Raw genomic sequence first — 17,365 nt, forward strand, 5'->3', positions numbered from 1 at the left:
GCTACCTTGTTACGACTTCACCCCAATCATCTGTCCCACCTTAGGCGGCTGGCTCCTTACGGTTACCCCACCGACTTCGGGTGTTACAAACTCTCGTGGTGTGACGGGCGGTGTGTACAAGGCCCGGGAACGTATTCACCGCGGCATGCTGATCCGCGATTACTAGCGATTCCGGCTTCATGTAGGCGAGTTGCAGCCTACAATCCGAACTGAGAATGGTTTTATGGGATTGGCTAAACCTCGCGGTCTTGCAGCCCTTTGTACCATCCATTGTAGCACGTGTGTAGCCCAGGTCATAAGGGGCATGATGATTTGACGTCATCCCCACCTTCCTCCGGTTTGTCACCGGCAGTCTCCTTAGAGTGCCCAACTAAATGCTGGCAACTAAGAACAAGGGTTGCGCTCGTTGCGGGACTTAACCCAACATCTCACGACACGAGCTGACGACAACCATGCACCACCTGTCACTCTGTTCCCCGAAGGGAAACGTCCTATCTCTAGGAGTGTCAGAGGATGTCAAGACCTGGTAAGGTTCTTCGCGTTGCTTCGAATTAAACCACATGCTCCACCGCTTGTGCGGGCCCCCGTCAATTCCTTTGAGTTTCAGCCTTGCGGCCGTACTCCCCAGGCGGAGTGCTTAATGCGTTAGCTGCAGCACTAAAGGGCGGAAACCCTCTAACACTTAGCACTCATCGTTTACGGCGTGGACTACCAGGGTATCTAATCCTGTTTGCTCCCCACGCTTTCGCGCCTCAGCGTCAGTTACAGACCAGAAAGCCGCCTTCGCCACTGGTGTTCCTCCACATCTCTACGCATTTCACCGCTACACGTGGAATTCCGCTTTCCTCTTCTGTACTCAAGTCCCCCAGTTTCCAATGACCCTCCACGGTTGAGCCGTGGGCTTTCACATCAGACTTAAAGGACCGCCTGCGCGCGCTTTACGCCCAATAATTCCGGACAACGCTTGCCACCTACGTATTACCGCGGCTGCTGGCACGTAGTTAGCCGTGGCTTTCTGGTTAGGTACCGTCAAGGTACCGGCAGTTACTCCGATACTTGTTCTTCCCTAACAACAGAGCTTTACGACCCGAAGGCCTTCATCGCTCACGCGGCGTTGCTCCGTCAGACTTTCGTCCATTGCGGAAGATTCCCTACTGCTGCCTCCCGTAGGAGTCTGGGCCGTGTCTCAGTCCCAGTGTGGCCGATCACCCTCTCAGGTCGGCTACGCATCGTCGCCTTGGTGAGCCATTACCTCACCAACTAGCTAATGCGCCGCGGGCCCATCTGTAAGTGTCAGCGTAAACCGACTTTCAGCTTTTCCTCATGAGAGGAAAAGGATTATCCGGTATTAGCTCCGGTTTCCCGAAGTTATCCCAGTCTTACAGGCAGGTTGCCCACGTGTTACTCACCCGTCCGCCGCTAACCTTTAGGAGCAAGCTCCTAAAGATTCGCTCGACTTGCATGTATTAGGCACGCCGCCAGCGTTCGTCCTGAGCCAGGATCAAACTCTCCAAGAAAGTTGATATAGCTCATTTGTTACGTTGGCTTAGCTTTTATAAAAAGCTAAAAAATTGTTTGTTGACGTTCTTGTTTGTTTAGTTTTCAAAGAACAAAATTGCTATTTTTGAAAAGTGACAAAAAATATAATATCATATTACCAAAGTTTTTATCAACATATTTTTTGCTATTAAGTACGTTCCTCTGAAGGGAACTTTTATATAATAACACCCTCACATCCTCCAGTTCAATAGAAATAATATCCAATTTTTCATTTAACAGAACGAATAAAGAGGTTGTTGCATCAGCAACAACCTCTCCTGTTTCTTTATTCTCCTTGCCCGCCGTTAGGGGTAACTCTTCGAACATGATCATCTTCAAAGTTGTTTTTGCGTGCTTTCTCTACTTTATCATTAAGTAATTGCTTTTGGTCAACATCTGATGATGGGGTAAACTTTTTCTTAGTCATGTAAATCCTCCTAATAAAATAAGTTTTTTCCCCTCTTATTTTGCATTCTTTAATTTAAATTAATCATAAATATTATCTGCAGCTAAAGATAAAGACCTAACGCTGCCATTAAAGTACTAACGACTACTGAAGCTAAAACGTATATACCTGCTAATATTTTTTTGTTAGAGTGCAATAAGGTTATCGTTTCATAACCGAACGTTGAGAAAGTGGTGTATGCGCCACAAAAACCAACTCCAACCAAAAACCATAACCATTCGCTAATGTCATTTGCCAAATGAAGTTGGGCTAGCAGCCCTAAGAAAAAGGAACCAGAAATATTAATTACCCAAGTCCCCAATGGAAATCGATCAAAGTTTTTTCTTCTATTAATAAGACTTCCCAAAAGATATCTAGCAGCTGCCCCTAAAGAACCACCTATACCTACTAACCAAATCAATGTGCTTCCCCTTTTTCTCTACTAATTAATGCTATTTTAAAACCTAAGTGTGCCAGCAGAATTCCTAAAATCATACTAATTAAAACGTATAGGGCACCAAAAACTATATGGCCGTTTTGAAATAAAAGAATTGTCTCTATAGAAAAGGTAGAAAAAGTAGTGAATGACCCAATAAACCCCGTTCCAAAAAATAAGGTGAATTGAGGACTTATATTTTTTCTTATAGAGATAAAAGTAAGGAACCAACCAAGTAAAAAACACCCTAAGAGATTTATTAATAGTGTTACAAGAGGAAACTCATCCTCGATATTTATGCTCTCCCCAATACTATACCTAGTTATGGCTCCAATAAACCCACCAAACATAACGGAAAATAATTTCATTCCAATTAGCCCTCTTCCACATTAAGATAACATCCTAACGCCTTTTTTACTGCCCAAGCTTGATGTTGGTGGTATAGGATTTCCTCAACATGTTTCACCGGTACCCATCTTATCATGTGATCATCTTCAATTGGCTCAGAAACTTTAGTTAACAAATGTACTAAATAAAAGTTCCCGTCATTGGCTACATAATCATCATTAGAAGTAATAAAATATTGTTTGGCTCTACCTACAAAACCTGTAATTTCTATTTCATATCCAGTCTCTTCTAATAATTCTCTCCTAAGACATGTGTGATGATTTTCTATTCCTTCAATGCCTCCCCCAGGTAACCAGTAATACCCATCAGGAGTTTGCACAGTTAAGAGCTCTTCTTTTGTATTGTTAAAAATAATGCCGTAAACTGCTTGCCTCGGCCGATATTCATAACCTTTTATTTTCTCTCCAAAGAACTTATTCATATTTCTCCCGCCTGTAGCTATATAAGATTGAGTCGTTCTATCCATTTATATCCCACCATAACTTTATACATAATGTAATACCGAATTATACCATATTTTTTTTTTAGCTTTATTCTTGTTTACTTTTGGACGAATAGTGCAGGAATCTCTATAACCAAATGCATATCCTGATAATGTAAATTTCAATTTAAAGGTGCGAATATTGAAAACGATTCAAATCAAATTCGATTATTCACACCATTAATTTGATTAAAACAAAAATAATGAAGGAGAGTTAATGAATGCCAGATAAAGGAAAGAATAAAAAGAAGCACCGTGAGGATGAATCTTCAGACATCCATGTTGAGGACAAGCATTACGAAAAAAAGAAGCACCGTAAGGATAAAACTACAGACATCCGTAATAAGGACAAGTCGGTTAAAAAAAAGAAGGACCGGAAAGATAAATCTTCAGACATCCATGTTGAGGATACGAAGATTAAAAAACAGAAAATCGATTATAACCAACAAGTTGATTTTGTATATTATGATCCATCTATTATTCAAGCGGTAGACGTATTTCAGGTTCCGGAACAACATTCCCACGTTTCACATCAAAATGATGATGTCCTAGCAGTAGATCATGTTGTCGAAGCTATAGAAAAGGATGTACAAGTAGCAGAACAAGAAGTCGAAGCTATAGAACAGGATGTACAAGTAGCAGAACAGGAAGTCGAAGCTATAGAACAGGATGTACAAGAAGCAGAACAAGAAGTCGTAGCTATAGATCGGGATGTACAAGAAGCAGAACAAGAGGTCGTAGCTATAGATCGAGATGGAATGAACGAGTAATAGTTAGTAAATTACACATTGAACTTAAAAAATCCACCTAAAATGTGGATTTTTTCTTAGAGATTAATCAAGATCGATTGAATTTAAAAAATTTCCTACTACTCGTAAAAACTCTTCCTTCTCTTCAAAATAAGCCATATGAGCACTGTTTTCGTATACATGAAATTTTCCATTTGGTACTAGATTGCTAAAGTACTCCGTTGATTCGGGTGTCGCCTCATCATACCGTCCACAAGTAAACAAAGTTGGACACGTTATTTCATTCAATTGTGCTGTACAATCAAAAGATTTTAAGTTTCCTTTTACACTGAATTCAGATGGACCCCACATAATATTGTATATTTCAGGATTCCGATATCCTGATCCTTTTTTTACCCATTCAGGATCTGGCTCTTCCTGTATTCGACACACAAACACTTTGTTAAATTCTTGAATTGCTGCTTTAAATTCCTCCGAGTCTGTTGTTCCGTTTTCTTCACACCGTTTAATTGTTTCCTGAATTTCTATAGGAAGCTTTTTAAGATTATCCAATTGGTCCTGTTCCCACCTTGGTGCACTCAAACATGGACTTGAAAAAATAACACTTTTCACACCGCTCGGCTTAGTTAAACAGTATGCTGCTGAAAGGGTTGTGCCCCAAGAATGACCTAATAGATGAACTTCGTCTAAATTAAGACCTTCTCTTACTTGAGCCAACTCTTCAACAAAGCGATCAAGTTGCCATAGTGAGGTGTCAGTTGGACGATCTGAACGGCCGCACCCTAATTGGTCGTACAATATAACAGGTCTATCTTCTTGGAGTGCCTGTAAGCCCTCTAATGAGTAACTCGAAGATCCAGGACCTCCATGTAATATGATAACAGGAGTACCTGTAGCATTTTTATTAAATAGTTGATACCAAACTCTTCCGCCAGTAACATTTATGTATCCCTCTTCTCGCATAAAAACCTCCCCTTAGAGACAAAAGTGTATATTATAACCTTATTAATAGTAACTTATTTTTAATAATTAGAAAACTTTTTAATATAATGGTGTATATTTCCATTATACTATAATTGACAGAATACTAGAGCCCACTTGAAATAAGTGCTAAAGGGAGAGATTGGATTGAAGATTCAGAACGATAAAGACAATTGGAATGCAACTTTTTATGACGAAAACCATTCATTTGTTTCTAATTATGGAAATAATCTAATTGACTTATTAGAGATAAGAAAAGGTGAGAAAATACTAGATCTTGGATGTGGAACAGGAGATTTGGCGAATAGATTGTGTGTTATGAGTGGTAATGTTATCGGCGTAGACAAATCCCAAAATATGATCTCCCAAGCCTCAATGAAATACCCGGAAATAAAATTTGTAGTACGAGATGTGACAAACCTAGGATACACGAATGAATTTGACGTAGTTTTCTCTAATGCAACTCTACATTGGGTAAAACAACCCAAACAAGCATTAAACTGTATTTACCAAAGCTTAAGACCAAGTGGAAGGTTTGTTGCTGAATTTGGTGGTAGAGGTAACGTTCAAACCATAACAAATGAAATAATTAACCAAATAAATCAAACTGGAATTGAATTTAATAAGGAACAATTCCCTTGGTATTACCCAAGTATTGGTGAATATTCATCATTGATGGAAGAAGTAGGATTCAGGGTCACCTTTGCAGAGCACTTTGATAGACCTACTCCTTTAGATGGAGAAAATGGATTAAGAAATTGGATTGAGATGTTTGGCAGCCAATTTTTTAATGATATTGATGAAAGAAGAAAAGATAAAATAATAATGAAGATAGAGGAAGAATTAAAAGATACATTATATAAAGATGGAAGATGGGTTGCTGATTACAAACGAATTCGTGTGATTGGGTTAAAGAATGAATAATGCTATATAACAAAAAATGACTATCAACTTTACACTCTCTGATAGTCATTTTTATATTTTATGAACATAATTGTTCAGACTTTTACTTTGTTGCCACCTTAGCTTTTAAAAAATGGACAAGGAATGTTCCAAAGAAGATTCCAATTAACAGGCTGAAAAAGATAACTTCGTGCAGTTGGAATCCAAAAGCTGCGGCTATCATTCTCAATCCAATCATACCGATTAAGACAAATGCTGTAGTTTCAAATTCAGGTATTCTTTCAATCAGGGCTAAGAATAATTGTGCAACACCACGCATCATTAATATCCCTAGGATTCCGCCTAGAAATAGTACCCAAACTTGATTAGATACACCAAATGCGGCTATAACACTATCGATACTAAAAGCAATATCCATAAGTTCTACAGTTAAGACAGTGCTCCAAAAACCCACTTTCTTTGTTTGAAGCTCTTCCTCTCCATCTCTTTTATTAATAAAGTTCTGAAGTACAAGCCAAAGAAGATAGTGACCGCCAACGATTTTGACCCAGCCAATATTTACTAACGAAACACCTATTCCAATTGCGATTACACGAAAAAGATAAGCACCAATAATTCCGTAAAATAGTGCCTTCTTACGCTGTTCTTCTGGCAAATGTTTTACCAGTACAGCAAGAACTAACGCATTATCAGCAGATAATAATCCTTCTAGAATCACCAAAGTGCCAATGACTCCCCAACTTGCTGGATCTGTTAATACTTTTCCCAAGGCGTCTAATGATAAAAATGAACCATAATTCGCAATGATTTCTTGTAAGAACTCCATCCTCTTATGCTTATCTCCTTTTCATTATTTTTACAAAGTAAAACTGCTTGTCTTCTTATTGTATATGTATGTTTATCAAATAATTATATGAGCAATACATACATGAAAGAGGTGTTTTGTGGACGAAACCCATGATTCTACTTCTTTTTATCTATCCTATCAACAAACTAGCAGTTGCTATCATATTGGTAGCGAACTGCTAGTTTGTTTTTCAAAGCATGTAATGAGACTTTTTAAAATGAAATGGTTTAAAATATTGGTATGTTGAACGAAGGAGGAATGAGTATGCGGAAGGTTGTTATATACACCCAGGAAAGCTGCGGTCCATGTACTGCTGAAAAACTTTGGTTAAAAGATAATGGAATTGAATTTGAGGAAAAAAATATAAGAGAAAACCCAAAATATCTCGATGAAATTGTTGAGTTAGGTGCATCTGCTACACCAGCTACTGTGATAAGTGATGGGAATAGTACTGAAGTTGTTTTGGGTTTTGACCAGGAAAAATTAGGGGAAATTCTAGGAATTTAAGTAACATATTTAACGGTCACTTCAGAATTACTACTGGAGTGACTGTTTTTGCTATGCTTTTTGTTATTCGGTCATTCCAGATCTGTTGGAGTGACCGAAACCCTTTCATTTTTCAAGTTTGGGTCACTCCAGACATGTTGGTGTGACCGAATCTCATTTACCTCTCAAGTATGGGTCACTCCACTCCATTCCATGTCCCTCTTCTCTAACCTTAAAAATTACGTCAAATTCTTTGTATAATAATCTCACATACAATTGTTGCATTAGACAAGGCCAAATGAGTAAATGTATCATATTTCGTTGTTATCATTCATACATAAAAGAGTGTGAATTAATTAACAAGAATAATAAGGAGGGTTTCCTCAATGGTCTTAAAAACAATACAGCTTAAAAGAAAGGCTGGTTTAGACAGCCGTGCCATCAACCAGTTGGTTCAGGTAACATCGCAATTTGAGTCAGATGTTTATCTCACCTACAATGGGCATAGAGTTAACTGCAAATCAATTATGGGCGTTCTGTCTTTGGCCATCCCTAATAATGCTGAACTTCTGTTAGAAGCATCAGGTTCCGACGATCATGAAGCACTTAAACAATTAATAGATACAATCGACACATTAAAATAAGATTAACTAAAATAGTAAGGGCGACCTTTGTGTCACTCTTACTTTTTGTTTTTCTTTTCTTCATTCCCCTCCGGTTATGGATTCTTTTTGTTATGATAAGAATAAATACAATTTCTCCAGGAGGTATCTTATGTTTTTATCCTGTCCTATTTTGGCTGCATTTTTAGGAATGTTCATTGCCCAATTCGTAAAAATACCGATACACTTTTTAGCCTCAAAGGAATTAAGGTGGAATCTTATGTTCAGCACTGGCGGAATGCCAAGTTCCCATACTGCCATGATTATTTCATTAACTACGGTTATTGGATTAATGTCTGGATGGCAATCGAATGAGTTTGCTATCTGCGTTGTCGTGTCCGCAATCGTCATGCATGATGCGATGGGAGTTCGGAGACATGCAGGCTATCATGCGGAAATACTGAACACCTTATTAGCCGACTTTAACAGTCTGATTGAAACGCTAAAAGACCCCAATTTAAAGAAACCGGAGTCTAGAGAAAAGTTAAAAGAATTATTAGGACATCAACCAACAGAAGTCTTTTTTGGGGCTATAACAGGAATCATTGTTGGCTTAATGACATATTATTTATACCCATTTTAGTTGTTAGGTACTTTTTACTTTCCACTCTCGTTTTAAGTCATTAGCATTCCAATAAGCCAATCCTGTTGCGGCGAGAAGTAGAATTCCTGTTACGACAAACACCGTCTGAACAGGAAAAATACCACCAAGGAGCCCACCGATAATTGGGCCAATCATCCCCCCAATTTGATTGGAGGTTTGGTGTAATCCAAATGCACGGCCGCGGAAATCTTTTGGTGTGGCCTTTACAACTAGCCCATTTAAAGCAGGGAATACGGCACAGAAAAAGATACCAAAAATGAACCGAGTGACGGAGAAGCCCCAAATATTACTGAAGATAATTTGGGCGATGGTTCCGATTCCTCCACCCATTAGCCCGATGAACAATACCTTTTGGAAACCAACTTTATCAGCCCATCTTCCCCACATCGGAGCGAAGATGACACTAGCAATACCAGGAAGGGAGAAAACAATCCCTGCTAGTAACGATGCATGCTGCGATGTGCCACCTAAATCTACTATATATAAAGGAAGAACAGGTTCAATGGTCATGATAGAACCTGATGTGATGGCTGTTAAAGCGAGTACGAGCATTAAGGAACGATTTGACGCTGCTACTTTAAAATCATTCATGACCGAACCCTTTTCTTTGCTAGGAGTAAAGTTTTCCTCCGTCACCCAAAAGATAACAAGGAGTGTAGAAATGAGCGCAAACATTCCTGCACTGCCAAACGCAACTCGATTCCCCACTAACGAAGCAATTCCTCCTCCTAATAGCGGTCCGACAATTCCACCAGAAGCAGAAGCAGAGGAAATCATCGATAATGCGTATCCTACTTTATTGCTAGGTGTATTGGTACCCACTAAGGCAATTGCACCTGGAATGAAGCCACTTAACAACCCCTGCATAATGCGCAATCCTAACAGCTGATACGGATTTGTAACAAAGGCAGTTAACGTATAGACGACGAAAAGAGCTAATCCTGCTCGGATTAACAACGGCTTTCTACCAAATTTATCAGCCACTCTCCCCCAGAACGGTGAAGCGATTGCTCCGGCAAAAAAAGCAGCGCTAAATAAAAGACCTGACCAAACTTCCGTGTGTTCATGCACACCAATTTGAAGCAGGAATATAGGCAAGAACGGGATAACCATGGAAAAACTTGCTGAAGTAAAAAATACTCCAATCCATAGCACCCATAAATTACGCTTCCAAATCAGCATGCAAATCCATCTCCAATATTTTTATAAATTTAATATGCTAATCGTATCACAATGACAATTTATTTTCATTTCCGAAATATTAGATTATAGAAATAGTTTTCAAAAACACATCCTCCCTCTTAGTACTTATACAAAATATTCCTCTATACCGTAAAATTGGGTTGAATATTACAGTTTAATAGGCATAATGTCATATTGTCCCCTTTGCTGTAATGTTGTTCATCAAACTATAAAGAAATGTAACCTTAACGTTCTGTATAACGTGTACTAGCCCATGTTAGTGTTATATCAGACAAAACAACAGGAGGTAGCACACACATGAAAAACAAATATTTTAAAAAAATTACTGTAGCTTGTGTTGCTACATTTGCATTTATCGGATTACACAATACAACCGTTGAAGCGATTACGGAATATCAAATTGTAAATGTAGACAGCCTGGCCGAAATTGGACAAGCATATGGTCCGATCATGTATGAAATGAAAGAAAAAGATAAACAATATGATGAAGAAAAGGAATACATTCCTTATAAACCGGATCTCTTTGAAAAACAATCTCAAGATACTGAAGTAGAAGCAATAGCAATTACAGAACCACAATCATCAGAAACTGAAATGGCTGCTCCAGAATCAGAACCACCTGCAGTTACGATTTCAAATGAAGAGAAAGACTTATTCGCGAGGTTAGTAGAGGCTGAAGCTAAGGGTGAAAGCTATGAAGGTAAAGTAGCCGTTGCAACGGTCGTATTAAACCGAGTGGATTCACCTGAATTTCCTAATACCGTAACAGAAGTTATTCATGAAGTTGTTGGTGACGCTTATGCCTTTTCACCTGTGCAAAATGGTGAAATTAACGAGCCCGCTTCAGATGAAGCCATTCAAGCAGTAGAGGAAGCTTTAACTCGACAAGATACTTTAAATGATAGTGTATATTTTTATAATCCAGAAATCGCAACAGATACATGGATTACAACACGTGAAGTGGTAAAGACTGTTGGAAATCATGTATTTGCAAAATAAATGAAAGAGCCGTAGCAACGGCTCTTTTTTTCGCATTATTTGTCTTTTTCGTATGCGATTACGACAACTTCTTTATTCGCTTGTTCACTTAATTTCTCTTCAAGTGATTTGATTTCACTAACTAAATTTGACGACAAATCTGCTGCGACATAGTCCTTTAATTGGTCCATAAACATCTCTCCTTTTAATTTTAGTATTTAACATTACGGAGAAAGTATTACGCTTAAATAATTTACATATGTCACCTTAGATCTCACTTTATTTTTGACCCCTTATTTAATTTTCCACATATCCTTCATTAAATTTACTGCATGGCTCATATACTATGATAAAAAGAAATGAGTGGTGAATATGAGAGATCTAACCTTTAAAGCTTTTGCGATTACAAATGAGATAGATTTAAACAAAATCGCCGTTCATTGTGGAATTCCGAAGAAATTCACTTGGGAGGAGCCATTAATATTAAGAGGAGATATTCTAAAATCGATCCTATTAAGAAATGTAGACGAGACACAAATGGTACTTATTTTTTCTTTCGGGAGCATTGTCTTTATAAATCATACTTCTCCAAATGAGATCACCACGCTTTTAAACTACCTCTACTCCTTTGAGCAGGATATTGATGTCAATAGTGCTGCTAGATATAGTGATGATTACAGCCTTCATGTAAAGGAAACTGAAACCATTGAATTGACGGACGAATATGTGGTCGTACCTGAATATGAGAGTTATTATCCTGAATTAATTTCGACCGTCCTAGCTAAGTCAGTAGCATTGGAAAAAACGGAGGAACAACTTGGGCAAATTAATGATAAGCTTGAGACGATGATTGACCGCTTGGAAAAAGGCAAATTGCGAATCGGGAATAAGGAACTAGCAAGAACGACAGCAAAAATTATCCGCCACGAGTATAATACCCTTGCCTATATCATGATTCTCGATAAGCCTGATATTACCTGGACAAGCAGTACCGCTGGTGAATTTTATGACAGAATGCTCGAGTTTTTTGAACTGAATGATCGGTATAAGATACTAAAAAGTAAAACTGAAATACTTTATAACATCATGGATGGTTTTTCAACGATCAGCCACTCCATTCGTGGACTATTTGTGGAATGGATCATCGTGATTTTGATCCTCTTTGAAATTGTTCTGTCTTTATTAGGTATTTTTGGCTTGCTGCCTTGACCCAATTCATTTTTTTATTATAGATTGTCCTCTTGTTTGTGTTCCATCCAAGCCTGCAGGAATTGAAATAGAGTCCCTTTAAAAAAAACAAGGGACTCTAAGTTATTATTGATTTGAGTACATTTCATTTAAAAATGTGATTGATTGCTTAATCAATTCTTTTAAGACATCTTCATTAATATCTGCTACTTTATTGATGTATACACATGCTTTTCCACTTGTATGTTTTCCAAATTCCTTTAATAATTCTTCCCTTTTCTTGTCCCCGGGTGCAAAATACAAGCTGATTTTCGCTTTCCTAGGAGAAAAGCCAACTAGAGGTGCATCCCCTTCATGACCTGATTCATATTTGTAATGATAGGATCCAAAACCAATAATACTTGGTCCCCACATTTTCGCTTCAAATCCAGTAGTCTCTGTGAAGATATCCAATAATCTATAAGCATCTTCACGCTTTTTGGGGCTATCCACTTGCTCAATAAACTCAATGACACTATTGTCTGTTTGTTTAGTTTTTAATTCATACATACATATCTATCCTCACTACTGTAATTTTTTTATCATGTTGTACCAGGTTACTCCACCATGCTCCGATTTCGAAACACCCCTATTATGGTATCCTAAATTCTCATAAAATCGGATTAAATCTTCTTTACAGGTAAGTGTGATACTTTCACGTTCTTTCGCTTTTGCTTCTTTTTCAAGATGTAATAGTAACGCTGTTGCCACTCCTCTTGTTTGAAAATGAGGAGTAACTGCAACTCCTAAAACCGTTTGATGACCGCCGAAAGCTGGGTTCTTCTTAATCTCCTCAAATAAATCATCAGTAATAAATTCCCTTTCAATTACTGGGCCATTAACTAAACCCACAATTACCCCGCCCTCTTCTGCTACAAAAAAACTATCTGGAATGAATTGAATACGCTTTTTAAGCGCTGCTTCTGTAGCTGCTTCTTCTATTGGAAAGCAAATGTGTTCAATAATTACTAGGTCAGGTAAATCATTCATCGTTACGTTACGTATAATTAACATTCCATGCACTCCAATTATTATATTTCCTATATTTATATCAATTTCTTATTATATAAAATTATACAAAACTATTTAATGAGATGGTAAGAAAATAAAAGAAAAAAAGCTAGGTTATCCCAGCTTTTTAAAAAGTAAAAGTAGTCTGATAATTTTTCGGACAAAAATGTTAAAAGAAGTGAAGAGCAAAAAGCCATTCGCCATTCTTATTACATATAATTTTTAATCGCGTAGGAAGAAGGCTAGAAAATTTTTTCAGTAAATAGCTATGGCTTACACCATTCTTTCTACCTTATCTACTTGTATCCCTCTTCGATTTATTTCTTCTTCTAACAAAATAATAAAATCTTCGTCTAGCTTAAGCTTTACTGCATTTTTATAGGTTTCTACTAAAACTTTATTGCTCATGCTTGAAAACATATCCTACTCCTCAAAAGCGAATGGCTTTTTAATCCCTTCACCTACATTAATTATATTTTTATTCCGTACAACAAACCATGCTAATTATTTCCAGTGTTAAGGGTATGCTAGGTTTATATATCTAGTCTCTTTAAAAAGGAGTTCACAAAAATGGAGTCACCAATTTATAAACAAACTGGGGAGTTAAGCAGCTATATTAGTAAGATTCTGCGTGATCATTTTGGTAAAGGGCCAGAATCGGTGTATGTTTCGCTTGGCAAAACCTTTATTATCTTCTATATTCGAAATTTTCTATCTCCTACAGAAAAGGTACTTATGAATCAAAAACAAGAAGAAACGGTTCAACAAACTAGAGATTTAGTCATGCACACCCTTATTCCTGAAATAAAAGCTTATATTAAGATTGTTACCGGAATGGAAATCCGAGAATTCTACTATGATTGGGGTTTACATAATAAATCAGCAATGTTTACTGGCATTTGCACGGATTCAACCGGTATTGACATTCCCATTGAAGAAGAGTTTATTGGGAAGGCTGAACTTATAAATGAGATAATAAATTTAAGCTCAGAATCAGAAAAGAAGCCTGATGAGATTTACGCATGCCAATTGAATCACCGATCGTTCCTTGTAATTCGTAATGGGATATTGGTTAGAATTGAAAAGCAATTAATCAGACAAGGAATGCGGGAGCAGCTCAAGTTAGCAAAGCGAACACTTGAGAAAAGTTTGCTTCATAACAATAACCATTTTGAAAGGATCTTGGATACCAAAGTCATTGATATTTTTGTCGATTGGGACTTTGATTTAGATAAGAGTGTGATTGTATTGGTCACAAATCCAACAAAATAATTTGTAGGTAATAAATAAAATCAGAGGCAATATGCACTCTGATTCCAATCATTACATTTTTACAGTATTCATAAATATTTCCATGATTCTATTTTTGTAAGAATCCATCTCAAACTGGCTATTATCGATTTTATATTTATTAATGTTTAATGCATGAAAAATAGAGGATTCTACTTGTTTTCTGGCTTCCAAAACAGAAATGGTTCCTTCGATCCCTTGAGCACCATGTATTTTCCCGTAGCCTTGATTATTGTAGTAATCCATAAAACCAGTAGACCATTCTTTTGGTCTTTCTTGTACAGCCTTTTTAAAGGAATGCGACAAATCTTGTTGGTCTACATATAGTAGAACGGGATTTAAAGGCTCAATGATATCAGCTAATTGTTTTACATAATTCATGACAACGTCCATAGAGACACCATACTTAATCATTCCAATGGTTACAGGATTTTGTATGAAGCAGCATTCAAATATATACGTTTGGTTTCCTGACTTCGCCTGTTCTACGAACCTTTGCCATTTATCGGTTATTAATTCAATGTTCTTCTCTAAAGGCAGTTCATAGATATCATGATTCCAAATGTAATCCCAAAAGGAATCAGGAACCATCGTTTCATCTAGATCTTGTTTCAACTTATATTGCGGCAATACAAATCCATTACAACGTTCAAGGGCGTGATTTTCTAAAATGGACTGCACTTCCTTATACTGTTCCAAAAGTTGGGCAAATTCAGTTTTTGTGAAGTAAGAGCCTCCTTCATAATCGGCAGGATGGTCCACATTTCCCTCAAGATACAAGTTTGTTTCGACATTCATTTGTTTTAAAATATCATTTGTAATTCCTGCTGTTGTGGATTTTCCTGAACCGGGTAATCCCTCTACTAAAATTAACTTTGAGTTTACCATGGAAAAGTCTCCTTTGTTTTATTTTTCAACAATAAAAAAATCGCAGATTTCTCTGCGACTTGTGAATTTAGATTGTTATGACATGGTTAACAGAACGAAACAAACTACTCCCTATAAATAAACATAAAAGTTTATTATTTTTGAAGTCAGCAAGGTTCGATATCCGTAAAAAATGGCATAGTAATCCCGTTCACTCATCGACAGAGAGTGTAAATGGTTCGTATTAAAAACGGCCATAGATGGGATTAGTTCAACATTTTCACAGATAACCTCCTTAAAATAACTAACCTTAGTATAATGTCAACTGGAATTTCATGTCAATGCTTTTTGAACCCTAAATTTATTGAAATCGCCAATAGCCATTTAACAATTCAAAAAAGCTATTTTGATTTGTTTCACTTACGTTGACTAAAAAAGGTTTTTCTCCTCTTTCATTTAAAACCTGTTCTGCTGGTCCTTTTTCAATCGGTGTGCAAAATAAAAGATGGGTGCCAGGCAATTCTAATTTTTGACATCGTGCATGTAAAACCTCGTCCCTGAACTCTTTACTCGGTGTTAGGTTTAATAACCTTCCCCAAGTTCTTATCGTTTCTTCTAAATCCCTTACAACAAAGCAGACACTGTCAAATTTGGAATTTGCTCCGCTATGCCTTTCTAACATTCCTTGTTCCTTAAACGCTGACCTTCGCTCCTTATCGCTTTTTTCCCATTGGATGAAAAAAGGAAAAGATAGCAGGTCTGGTTGATCGTCGATGAAAAGAAGAGTCCATCTGATTACTTGCCCGCTTGCAGTTACACGTTGTCCTGGAAGTGGACCGTAAACGGTAAAACCGTCATTTTCTAGCTTTATAGCTAATTCGTTAATTTGATCTACTCGAATCGCTATTTTAGCAGGACCTTCCCGATTTTCTTTAGACAGCTGCTGAACAATTTGGGTAATTAATCGATTTTCTTCATGTTGTTCAGCGATTGATCGTTGTTCAATCCCCAAAAATTCAATATAGCTTAAATCAAAATAACTGAGAGTATTGTAGGTTCCCCATGTTTCATGACGGCCGCCGTGTACAACATGGATTCCTTTTTCTGAAAGATGTTGTATCGCATTTTCAGGTTTATGTTGAAACCAGACTAAATGATCAAATGAAAATTTCATACTTACACCCTTTCCAAATACATAAAAAAATGGCTTGATGTGGTTCCAAGCCATTTCTCTATGATGAAATTCCTTACGTAGATTGCTCTGTTTTCTTTCCAGATAAGAACCAGCCACCTAAAGCAATAAGAAGCATAACAGTCCAAAAGATGGTATTCCAAATCGGACCTTCTACGAAATCATGAGGAATGATGTGTAATGCCGGATGCGCGAGTGTATGCATTAATAGCTTAACTCCAACCCAGCCAACAAGTAACATCGCTGCTGTTTCAAGGCTAGGGCGTTCTGTCAGAACTTTAACAAAGAATCCTGCGGCAAACCGAATCACGATTAATCCTGCGATTGCACCGATTAAGATGACAATAAATTGCGCACCATCCATTCCACCAATTTCACGCATTGGCGTACCTGGCAACGCGATAACGAGAGCGACTGCTGCTAATATGGAATCAACAGCAAAGGCAATATCAGCTAAAGCGATTTGAGCCACAGTTGCTCGATAGCTTTTTCCTGCCTTCTCTTTACCGCCATGATCCTTTTTAAGCAAGTGTTTTAATGCGATGAAAATTAAATATGCTGCTCCTATCGCTTGAATCCACCAAACATGAAACAAAAACGAAATAATAAAAATGGCACCAATTCTAAAGATAAAAGCTAATAACAATCCAATATTAATTGCTTTTTTTTGCTGTTCTTCTGGTAAATGCTTTGCCATAATCGCCAGCACCAAAGCGTTATCAGCGGATAATAAGCCTTCTAACAAAATCAAAATCAGTAAAACCCAACCATACTCTAATAATAAAGAAAGTTCCATTTTATCCCCCTAAATAAGATTACATCACAGTAATAGTATAAAGTATGTATATACCCGTTTAATACTATTTTGCACTAATATGATGATAAAAATTTCCATTACGAAAAAAATTTAGTAAATTTTATTTGGAGATTTCCACCAATATGCATATATTCTCTCTGATAATGAAAATTACTCTCGGATAAGCAGGATTTACTCTCGGGTAATGAAGAATACTCTCGGATAAGCGGATTTACTCTAACATAACGAAAATTACTCTC

Annotated in this window: 22 protein-coding genes and 1 rRNA gene (1 of these 23 running past the window's edge); 8 read left to right on the forward strand and 15 right to left on the reverse strand. The window is 37.3% G+C overall.

From position 1 onward, the window contains the following. The 5 genes from QUG14_RS02845 to QUG14_RS02865 all read right to left on the reverse strand — a co-directional run. Positions 1 to 1,517: ribosomal RNA gene (locus QUG14_RS02845) — 16S ribosomal RNA — on the reverse strand (it extends 33 nt beyond the left edge of the window). A gap of 308 nt (positions 1,518 to 1,825) precedes the next feature. Then, positions 1,826 to 1,966, reverse strand: a complete 141-nt coding sequence (locus QUG14_RS02850) for a hypothetical protein (RefSeq protein WP_289339041.1) — start codon at positions 1,964 to 1,966, stop codon at positions 1,826 to 1,828. 82 nt (positions 1,967 to 2,048) lie between these two features. Continuing rightward, entirely contained in the window at positions 2,049 to 2,405 is a 357-nt protein-coding gene (gene crcB / locus QUG14_RS02855) for a fluoride efflux transporter CrcB (RefSeq protein WP_289339042.1), read from the reverse strand. After that, a complete protein-coding gene (crcB, locus tag QUG14_RS02860; protein ID WP_289339043.1) occupies positions 2,402 to 2,788 on the reverse strand; it encodes a fluoride efflux transporter CrcB in 387 nt (128 codons plus the stop codon). The genes crcB (QUG14_RS02855) and crcB (QUG14_RS02860) overlap by 4 nt, the downstream gene beginning before the upstream one ends. Positions 2,789 to 2,793: 5 nt before the next feature. Then, positions 2,794 to 3,294 carry an NUDIX hydrolase gene (locus QUG14_RS02865; RefSeq protein WP_289339044.1) on the reverse strand — a complete coding sequence of 167 codons (501 nt, stop codon included), beginning with the start codon at positions 3,292 to 3,294 and terminating at the stop codon, positions 2,794 to 2,796. A 236-nt stretch (positions 3,295 to 3,530) separates the two neighbouring features. Here QUG14_RS02865 and QUG14_RS02870 point away from each other — a divergent pair, with 236 nt between their 5' ends. Continuing rightward, positions 3,531 to 4,079, forward strand: coding sequence for a hypothetical protein (locus QUG14_RS02870; protein ID WP_289339045.1), 549 nt, complete (start codon positions 3,531 to 3,533; stop codon positions 4,077 to 4,079). 63 nt (positions 4,080 to 4,142) lie between these two features. Here the strand turns inward: QUG14_RS02870 and QUG14_RS02875 are convergent, their stop codons facing one another. Then, positions 4,143 to 5,021: a proline iminopeptidase-family hydrolase gene (locus QUG14_RS02875; protein WP_289339046.1), complete on the reverse strand. Its 879-nt coding sequence runs from the start codon at positions 5,019 to 5,021 to the stop codon at positions 4,143 to 4,145. A gap of 165 nt (positions 5,022 to 5,186) precedes the next feature. On the opposite strand from QUG14_RS02875, the gene QUG14_RS02880 reads away from it, so the two are divergent. Continuing rightward, entirely contained in the window at positions 5,187 to 5,963 is a 777-nt protein-coding gene (locus QUG14_RS02880; protein WP_483310696.1) for a class I SAM-dependent methyltransferase, read from the forward strand. A gap of 82 nt (positions 5,964 to 6,045) precedes the next feature. Here the strand turns inward: QUG14_RS02880 and QUG14_RS02885 are convergent, their stop codons facing one another. After that, entirely contained in the window at positions 6,046 to 6,768 is a 723-nt protein-coding gene (locus QUG14_RS02885; RefSeq protein ID WP_289339047.1) for a TerC family protein, read from the reverse strand. A 285-nt stretch (positions 6,769 to 7,053) separates the two neighbouring features. Between QUG14_RS02885 and QUG14_RS02890 the strand changes: the two genes are divergently transcribed. From QUG14_RS02890 to QUG14_RS02900, 3 genes are all read left to right on the forward strand, one after another. Beyond that, a complete protein-coding gene (locus QUG14_RS02890) occupies positions 7,054 to 7,296 on the forward strand; it encodes a glutaredoxin family protein (protein WP_289339048.1) in 243 nt (80 codons plus the stop codon). A 365-nt stretch (positions 7,297 to 7,661) separates the two neighbouring features. Then, entirely contained in the window at positions 7,662 to 7,919 is a 258-nt protein-coding gene (locus QUG14_RS02895) for an HPr family phosphocarrier protein (protein WP_289339049.1), read from the forward strand. A 130-nt stretch (positions 7,920 to 8,049) separates the two neighbouring features. Further along, positions 8,050 to 8,520, forward strand: coding sequence for a divergent PAP2 family protein (locus tag QUG14_RS02900; RefSeq protein WP_289339050.1), 471 nt, complete (start codon positions 8,050 to 8,052; stop codon positions 8,518 to 8,520). A gap of 3 nt (positions 8,521 to 8,523) precedes the next feature. On the opposite strand, the gene QUG14_RS02905 is transcribed toward QUG14_RS02900, so the two are convergent. Beyond that, on the reverse strand, positions 8,524 to 9,723 hold the full coding sequence (locus tag QUG14_RS02905) for an MFS transporter (RefSeq protein WP_289339051.1): 1,200 nt from the start codon (positions 9,721 to 9,723) through the stop codon (positions 8,524 to 8,526). Between the two features lie 318 nt (positions 9,724 to 10,041). Between QUG14_RS02905 and QUG14_RS29710 the strand changes: the two genes are divergently transcribed. Beyond that, positions 10,042 to 10,743 (forward strand): cell wall hydrolase, encoded by a 702-nt coding sequence (locus tag QUG14_RS29710; RefSeq protein WP_353961058.1) that lies wholly within the window; start codon positions 10,042 to 10,044, stop codon positions 10,741 to 10,743. A 35-nt stretch (positions 10,744 to 10,778) separates the two neighbouring features. On the opposite strand, the gene QUG14_RS02915 is transcribed toward QUG14_RS29710, so the two are convergent. After that, positions 10,779 to 10,913, reverse strand: coding sequence for a hypothetical protein (locus tag QUG14_RS02915; protein ID WP_289339052.1), 135 nt, complete (start codon positions 10,911 to 10,913; stop codon positions 10,779 to 10,781). A 181-nt stretch (positions 10,914 to 11,094) separates the two neighbouring features. Here QUG14_RS02915 and QUG14_RS02920 point away from each other — a divergent pair, with 181 nt between their 5' ends. After that, entirely contained in the window at positions 11,095 to 11,931 is an 837-nt protein-coding gene (locus QUG14_RS02920; protein WP_289339053.1) for an RMD1 family protein, read from the forward strand. 105 nt (positions 11,932 to 12,036) lie between these two features. On the opposite strand, the gene QUG14_RS02925 is transcribed toward QUG14_RS02920, so the two are convergent. From QUG14_RS02925 to sda, 3 genes are all read right to left on the reverse strand, one after another. Beyond that, positions 12,037 to 12,459 (reverse strand): DUF1801 domain-containing protein, encoded by a 423-nt coding sequence (locus QUG14_RS02925; protein WP_289339054.1) that lies wholly within the window; start codon positions 12,457 to 12,459, stop codon positions 12,037 to 12,039. A gap of 15 nt (positions 12,460 to 12,474) precedes the next feature. Beyond that, positions 12,475 to 12,963 (reverse strand): GNAT family N-acetyltransferase, encoded by a 489-nt coding sequence (locus tag QUG14_RS02930; RefSeq protein WP_289339055.1) that lies wholly within the window; start codon positions 12,961 to 12,963, stop codon positions 12,475 to 12,477. Between the two features lie 270 nt (positions 12,964 to 13,233). Then, positions 13,234 to 13,380 carry a sporulation histidine kinase inhibitor Sda gene (gene sda, locus QUG14_RS02935; RefSeq protein ID WP_289339056.1) on the reverse strand — a complete coding sequence of 49 codons (147 nt, stop codon included), beginning with the start codon at positions 13,378 to 13,380 and terminating at the stop codon, positions 13,234 to 13,236. A 150-nt stretch (positions 13,381 to 13,530) separates the two neighbouring features. Here sda and QUG14_RS02940 point away from each other — a divergent pair, with 150 nt between their 5' ends. Continuing rightward, positions 13,531 to 14,232 (forward strand): Na-translocating system protein MpsC family protein, encoded by a 702-nt coding sequence (locus QUG14_RS02940; protein WP_289339057.1) that lies wholly within the window; start codon positions 13,531 to 13,533, stop codon positions 14,230 to 14,232. A gap of 51 nt (positions 14,233 to 14,283) precedes the next feature. Here QUG14_RS02940 and QUG14_RS02945 read toward each other — a convergent pair whose 3' ends face one another. The 3 genes from QUG14_RS02945 to QUG14_RS02955 form a co-directional block, all read right to left on the reverse strand. Next, complete coding sequence (locus QUG14_RS02945; protein WP_289339058.1) at positions 14,284 to 15,138, reverse strand: P-loop NTPase family protein; 855 nt, start codon at positions 15,136 to 15,138, stop codon at positions 14,284 to 14,286. Positions 15,139 to 15,478: 340 nt separating this feature from the next. Continuing rightward, positions 15,479 to 16,291, reverse strand: coding sequence for a VOC family protein (locus QUG14_RS02950; protein WP_289339059.1), 813 nt, complete (start codon positions 16,289 to 16,291; stop codon positions 15,479 to 15,481). A gap of 73 nt (positions 16,292 to 16,364) precedes the next feature. Beyond that, positions 16,365 to 17,105: a TerC family protein gene (locus QUG14_RS02955; RefSeq protein ID WP_289339060.1), complete on the reverse strand. Its 741-nt coding sequence runs from the start codon at positions 17,103 to 17,105 to the stop codon at positions 16,365 to 16,367. Positions 17,106 to 17,365 lie beyond the last annotated feature (260 nt).

It is taken from the genome of Neobacillus sp. CF12 (assembly GCF_030348765.1).
Lineage (GTDB): Bacteria > Bacillota > Bacilli > Bacillales > Cytobacillaceae > Neobacillus.